General features: G+C 54.0%; 3 protein-coding genes and 1 pseudogene. 2 read left to right on the forward strand and 2 right to left on the reverse strand.

Annotation, left to right across the window (positions count from 1 at the left end; translation table 11 throughout):
• Both AB4090_RS14960 and AB4090_RS14965 read left to right on the forward strand, forming a co-directional pair.
• A partial coding sequence (locus AB4090_RS14960; RefSeq protein WP_369574675.1) for an efflux RND transporter permease subunit occupies window positions 1–648 on the forward strand: 648 nt, incomplete at its 5' end.
• Between the two features lie 18 nt (window positions 649–666).
• Window positions 667–1,236, forward strand: coding sequence for a hypothetical protein (locus AB4090_RS14965; RefSeq protein ID WP_369574676.1), 570 nt, complete (start codon window positions 667–669; stop codon window positions 1,234–1,236).
• A gap of 58 nt (window positions 1,237–1,294) precedes the next feature.
• Here AB4090_RS14965 and AB4090_RS14970 read toward each other — a convergent pair whose 3' ends face one another.
• Both AB4090_RS14970 and AB4090_RS14975 read right to left on the reverse strand, forming a co-directional pair.
• On the reverse strand, window positions 1,295–1,546 hold the full coding sequence (locus tag AB4090_RS14970; RefSeq protein ID WP_369574677.1) for a GDCCVxC domain-containing (seleno)protein: 252 nt from the start codon (window positions 1,544–1,546) through the stop codon (window positions 1,295–1,297).
• 85 nt (window positions 1,547–1,631) lie between these two features.
• Window positions 1,632–1,929, reverse strand: a pseudogene (locus AB4090_RS14975) (hypothetical protein); the annotation flags it as partial.

Below are 1,929 nucleotides of genomic sequence, written 5' to 3' on the forward strand. Positions count from 1 at the left end.
GGAACGAGTATTGGTGGCTATGTGCGTCGCGCACAGCGGGCAATTGCTTCTCAGGTGCAGCTTCCCGCCGGCTACACGCTTTCCTGGGTCGGGGAATATCGTAGCATGCAAAGGGCTGAGCAACGGTTGTTGTTTGTGATTCCCGCCGTACTACTCGTGATTGCGCTGCTCCTCTATCTCAATTTTCGCAACTGGGCAGAGGTAGCCATTATTTTGGTGACATTACCTTTTGCGTTGGTAGGAGGGCTCTGGTTGGTCTATGCGCTGCACTACAAATTATCGGTGGCAGTCGCAGTTGGATTTATCGCGCTGGCCGGTGTGGCGGTGGAGTTCGGTGTCGTGATGCTGCTGTATCTGGATCAGGCGTTGTATAAGCACCAGATGGGAAATGCGTTGAATACCTGGCATGACCTGCAACTGGCGATTATGGAAGGCACCATGTTACGCCTGCGGCCGCTGGCGATGACCTTTACTTTGGTCGTCGTTGGGCTGTTACCCATTATGCTGAGCCATGGTACAGGTGCCGACATGATGAAACGGATTGCCGCGCCGATGATTGGCGGCATGTTTAGTGCAACGCTTTTGGCGTTATTGGTGATTCCGGCGTTGTATGCGCTCTGGCAGCGCCGGCGATTAGGATTACGGTAGTTTTGCAAGGAGTATGACATGAATAGAAGACAATTGCTGAAATCGATATTCTCTGCACTTGCCCTCGTTGGATACGTGCGGTTGGACTCCGCGCAAGCATCCGGTATGGGGATGATGATGGGGGGCATGGGCAATGGTATGGGTATGCGCTCGGGAAACCCCAGCCAACAAGACATGGAATCGATGATGTCGCCAGAAAATCGAGGGCCGATGCAAACCGGCATGGAGCTATTTGCGCGTCATGCCCAAGTGCATCGTAAAGTCACCTTTTTACCCGATGGTATCCATGCGGTATCCCTCTCGGCGCACCCAGAAACTGTGGCGTTGCTGCAGGCGCATGTGTCACAAATGTATGCACGGTTGGCCGAGGACAAGCCATTCCCGTACCCGATGAGTCGCAGTGTGCCGGTGTTGTTTGCGCACCCGACTTGGTACCACCGCAACTTGGAGTTGTTAAAGGATGGGGTAGCGGTTACCGAAACGTCAAATGATCCGGAGATGGTTCGCGTAATTCATGAACATGCGCGGGAAATCACGCGATTTGTGAAAGACGGTATGCCCGCCATGATGCGCGATATGATGCGTTAGCTGGGAAACGGGAATGAGCGACAATCAAAAAACCATTGATATTCAGGCAGCAAGCCATTCACCGGCCGGTATGCTCATTCCCAACATCACAACACCCATGCGCAGAAGATCTACCTGTTTCCTGTATGGGTGGACAAGGCACGCTGCCATAGGAGCAGTACACGCAGCAATCGCCGGGCTTGGGCGTAAGCAGGGCAGCGCAGCCTTTGCACTCGTAGAAATACTGGCAGGAATCCACCGGCATGGTTTCCGTCTCGCTATGTCCGCAAACTGGACAGGTGATCGTCGATTGTAAGTGGACCTTACGCATTAGGCTTCCCCCCACGGGGAACTATCTTCGCAGCAGATGCCTCCGTATAAGGCATGTCCTGAGATGTCCCAGTCAGTATCCGACGTTACCAGCCACTATGAGGTTTCGGCACTGCCTTGCTACTTGTTGATATGGCGATCGGTACAGGCGCCAAGTGGGGGGTAGCGGCCCACCACGTTCCCCCAAATAGTCCGTTCCCTAGCGCTTCACCTGCTTTGCTGTCAGGGGCGTAAAAATAGAGGGGGTGGCCGTTGTAATCTACCTGCAGACCATTAGCCCCTTTGACCGCATCGAAGGTGCCCGAGACACCTTTCACATGGCTGGTCACGGGAGCTTTGCTCAGTAGAGGAGGCCAAAGTTTGGCACAAGAACCTGAACAAGTG

The sequence above is a fragment of the Acidithiobacillus sp. IBUN Pt1247-S3 genome (assembly GCF_041146875.1).
Lineage (GTDB): Bacteria > Pseudomonadota > Gammaproteobacteria > Acidithiobacillales > Acidithiobacillaceae > Igneacidithiobacillus.

Coding starts and splice junctions, on each gene's coding strand:
- AB4090_RS14970 (WP_369574677.1), bottom strand. CDS start 1,546: ATGCGTAAGGTCCACTTACAATCGACGATCACCTGTCCAGTTTGCGGA.
- AB4090_RS14965 (WP_369574676.1), top strand. CDS start 667: ATGAATAGAAGACAATTGCTGAAATCGATATTCTCTGCACTTGCCCTC.